At 55.0% G+C, this 4,437-nt stretch carries 3 protein-coding genes and 1 pseudogene; all 4 read right to left on the reverse strand.

Translation table 11 applies throughout. The features are described 5' to 3' along the window. Window positions 1-821 (reverse strand): annotated as a pseudogene (locus tag M0974_RS01950) (hypothetical protein); the annotation flags it as partial. A gap of 435 nt (window positions 822-1,256) precedes the next feature. Continuing rightward, window positions 1,257-1,907, reverse strand: a complete 651-nt coding sequence (locus M0974_RS01955) for a RimK/LysX family protein (RefSeq protein WP_297831990.1) — start codon at window positions 1,905-1,907, stop codon at window positions 1,257-1,259. Continuing rightward, a complete protein-coding gene (gene cptA, locus M0974_RS01960) occupies window positions 1,907-3,706 on the reverse strand; it encodes a phosphoethanolamine transferase CptA (RefSeq protein ID WP_297831992.1) in 1,800 nt (599 codons plus the stop codon). Before cptA ends, M0974_RS01955 begins: the two co-directional genes overlap by 1 nt. 105 nt (window positions 3,707-3,811) lie before the next feature. Beyond that, window positions 3,812-4,437: hypothetical protein (locus tag M0974_RS01965; protein ID WP_297831994.1), on the reverse strand; the 626-nt coding region annotated here is incomplete at its 5' end.

A 4,437-nucleotide genomic window follows, 5' to 3' on the forward strand; every position in this document is an offset into this window, starting at 1 on the left:
AGTGGAGTGATCCGTAACAGACGAACGCCATGGCCGTAAGGGGCGATCAACACACGTAACACCGCCATGCAAATGCGGGTTGTGACGTAAGCCTTGACGAAGCCCCGCACGACAGAGAGTGCGCGAGGATCAAGGGTGGGCAGCAAGTGAATGGCTAGCGCTGCGGCACCGAAAAAAGCCACCAACCCCAACAGGTCGAGCAACAGCGTGCCGAGCGCAAACGGGAACAAACGTAGTGTGCGATGGGCCATGTCGCGATGGCTAAGCACAATCGCCTGGGCAGGATCCTCATGAGGGATAGGTTCATGTCGTGCTGGTGTCACTTCGGGATTGCTCGCAGAAGCGGGCGTCGTTGCCGGTGTAACGCCTTCAGCATCCTGCACAACCAGCGATTCGACGTGCTCTACGCCGTCGCGAACTGTTTGGACCAAGACTACGTTTTCTTGTTCAGGCGCCAGCGCCGCTTGGGCTTTGGTCTCATCATCAGCAGCAGACTGTTGCGTGGCGGCGACGAAGTTCTCTTCAGCGCGCGCGAGCGTCGCAGCCCTGTGCATGTGTGACGCCACATTACCGGCATATTCGGCCAGCGCGCGGCGAGGGTAGCGCAAACCTCGACTCACGGCCGCTTGTGCCGACACCCCAAGCACAAATACCGCGAGGAGACCGTACACTGATTCAAACAACAGTTGCCTCCAGGCATCGTCAGAAAAACTGGCCTTTAACCACTGGACGAGTTCCGCTGCTGAATGTTTGAAAAGGAGCAGTTGCCCGCCCAGGCGAGCGATCCACTCGCCAAACTCATCCAGAGTGCGGGCAGTCAAACCGTTCGCTTCAAGCGGTGTTGTGTCTGCCACAGTTTTTTTCGCCGGGGGAGCTTCGCTGACGGCCTTTGCGGGCGTCTGCGCGACCGCCTGTTTCTGGTCAACAGGGGGGGTGGTTTCCTGCGTTGGTTCGCTGGTTTGTGTCGCAGGAGCGGCCCGCACTTGCGCGGCCCATGGCGCAAAGACAGTCGAACTGAGCATGAGTAAAAAAAGAAGAGGCAAGCATCGTTTGATCATAGTAAGAGCCTGTGCAGCGGTGATTTTTTAAAACATTAACGGGCTGCGCCAGCAAAATCATTTAACTGTCGCCACTCATATGGCACGCTTGAAAGAATCACAAGGCTTGGGAGCAAGGCCTTGTGAAGTAACCTTCAACGCTTATGCAAGAATCTGCCCGCGTCCGTGTAGCCGCAATGGACCGGGTGGTTGGAGTGATCAGCTAGCAGGTTTGCCGGCCGTTATGCATTCCGGCTTGACGGTATTTACCAGGGTGACATCCACCACGCCCAGATGCCGCAAAGTGCTGCGCCCCAATACGACGGTATAATCCTTCTTGCCCTGACTCTTGAGGACCATGTCCTCGTAATAGAGTTGGTTGCCTATACACAGTGACATCTTCACGATCTGGCGATGACCACCGCCAATGATTCCCTTGCCCTTTTCGGTTCTGAGGACTTTGCGCTCGAAGGGAATATCCACCATCGTACCGGTCAGCGCTTTAGGGGTTTGCACGTTGAAGCGCACCCATTGCTCACCGTTCTTATCGAATGGCGTGATGTTGCCAACAGCCAGCGAACCGTTCTCCGCTGACGTGTCCAGCTCGACCTTGATCGACGTTTTTTCCGGCATCAGTAAACCTTCCTCCATCCAGCCAAACACCTTGGGCGTCGTCGGTGCAGAAAAAGCAATTTGAGGCACCAACAGAGCAAGCGCTGCAACCAGCATCAACTTCTTGAACGCATACATTTTTGGTTTCTCCAGAAGGAACAAAATCTTGCATCTTGCACGCAATTGTAAGCAGGCCCGCCGCAAGCGTACCCTTATTGGCAAGGTAAGCGGCCTTGATGGCGCGACAACGTGGGACATCAATCTGCATCATTTTCGAATTTGCTCGCACCACTTCCCTTTGAGCCGTTTGCATCATTGGTCATTGGGGAAATCGAGCCGTCCGGCGCAACGGATGGGAGCGAGTTGAAATCGCGAAGGCTGGCTGGATTATGAGGATTGCCAATCAGCAACGGGCCCTGTTTATATTTAGCGTTCACCAGGCTTTTGGCCGGATCAAACTCGTCGAAGCGCAGACCGGCCAGGTCCGTCCAGGTATGGATGAAGTGCGAAGTGCTGTAAGGACGATGCACGTCGGCTACATAATCCTGAGGCATACCTAGCGCCTTCCACTTGGGCGAGCTCCATACCATAAATGGCACCGTATACATCGGACGCGTTGGCGCTGCCTCGTTGCGACCAAGAACCTTCGGCGCCACAGGGTCATATACTGACTCGCCATGATCGGACAGGTAAAGCAGGAAGCCGTTAGGGTCAGTTTCACCGAAGCGTTTGATCAACGACGAAACCACGTAGTCATTGTACCGCACGGCATTGTCATAGCTGTTGTAGACCGGCAACTGGTCATCAGTAACATTGGCCGGTACGCCGACGCGGTCCGTGAAGTAGTCAAATGATTTGGGGTAGCGATAGTGATAGCTCATATGCGTGCCCAGCAGATGTATCACAATGAGCTTGCGCGGGGCGTCGTCGGCTAACACCTTGGAAAACGGATCGAGCACGCCAGCGTCATACTGACTCGTCTCGTTCTGATCTCGATTGTTGTTCAGGTATATCTGCTCATCCGCCTGCTTGGAGAAGGTGGTGAGCATAGTGTTGCGCTTGGTCATGGTCTGCTGGTTGGTGATCCAGTAAGTCTTGTATCCCGCCTGCTTCATCACACTGACCAAAGTCGGGGTGCTCAGGTAATTATCTGGATGTTCCTCATCAGCAAAGGTCAGTACTTGTTCGAGCGTCTCAATGGTGTAAGGACGGGGCGAAATGACGTGATCGAACACTTGCAGCTCGCCGCGCAGTTTATCGAGATTGGGTGTGGTAGGCCGGGTATAGCCGTAAAGACTCATACGTTGCCGATTAGTCGACTCGCCAATCACCAGCACCAGGGTTGAAGGTTGGCCGGCGCGAATATCCGTCAGGTTTTTCAAAGGCGGTATCAGCTTTTGGCTGGCGAGCAGCTTAGTCATGCTATCCAGCTGCTGCTGATACTGATGGTAGCCCACGACCAGTTGCCAAGGCGCCGCTGCCTCGATCTTCTCCTCGAACTCCGCCACCGCGCGCCCAAGAGTATCGCGCTTAAGGTACTGGTGAACCGCGCTGAAACCAACCGACACGGTGAATAACACCAGGCAGAACACAGGGATTATCTTACGCGGCAGATAGACCGGACGCACTCTGGTCCACAGCAGCAAACCACCCAGGCTATAGGCAACAATTGCCGCTACGATTGACCAGGAAAAATAGTGCCCCAAGTACTCGCTGGACTCCCGCGCGTTCGACTCGAACATGATAAAAATTACGCTTTGGGAAAACTCCTGACCGTAGACCAGAAAATAGCCCAGACCACCCAGCGAAGACGCCCAGAGGACGAGGCCGATCACACCTGCGAGGGCCCTGGTTCGCGCTGGAAACAAAATAAGCGCAATCATCCAGAGCACAGTGACCATCGAGGCTTGCACCAACCCCGACCACCCAGCCACCCCAGCGTTGACAATCAAAAGCTGGGTAACGCCCGAGAAGTACCAAAAAAACAGAAACATCCAGCCGAGCCCGGCCCAATTTACCTGGCGATGAATCGCCGCGGCTGACTTCTTCGTTCCCATAAAATCCTCAATTGTTACGAGTAGCGCTTGACCGGCTATGGCATAGCGCCAAGCTGCTGTGCTTTATCGCTTTCGCAGGTAGTGGCAAAAAAGTGGGGGCGAACGTTAATAGTTCATGTGTCTGGAACCGTGCACATAGCCGCCCGATTTGCCTGATGCTCGGCGAACCTGTCGAGCAATCTGCATGCACTTGGCCTGCACCTCTGCAATAGGTCGACCGGCATCGATCTCAACCATCGTTGCCCCGTTGAAACGAAGACGCGGAGTCATTGCAACCTTCTGACTGATCAGCGCCAGGTCAGGATCAGGTTTGCGTGCATAAGCGGTTTGCGCATCAATGTTCAGGCGGATAACCAGTGTGGGACGCACGCGGACCATACATTCGTAAAGGTTTAGTTCTCGCCTTGCCAGCCAAGCTGTGAATGGGCCGTTTGGGCGGGCCGCAGAAAGCCCCGGACCATCGTAAAAGCCCGGCACCTCCAACTGCGGATATCGATCACAAATGACGGCCTGAGCGCATTCATGCATCGCCAGCATTTTCTTGAAGCGACGCATACGGACGGTGGCAAACCCATAAATCGTCAGGGCGGTGAACGGACCTGGAATTCGTTCGCCTTTAGTGCGAGCTTGCTTGGCTTTGGCCGTCAGGCTACGCGCCAGAATTGGCCCGATGACCGGCCAGGCCTGGATCTTCAAGCCAATCGTGCCCGAGCCCAAGCCAAGGTAAGAAT

The organism is Pseudomonas sp., from assembly GCF_026224925.1.
In the GTDB taxonomy this organism is placed as follows: Bacteria; Pseudomonadota; Gammaproteobacteria; order Pseudomonadales; family Pseudomonadaceae; genus Aquipseudomonas.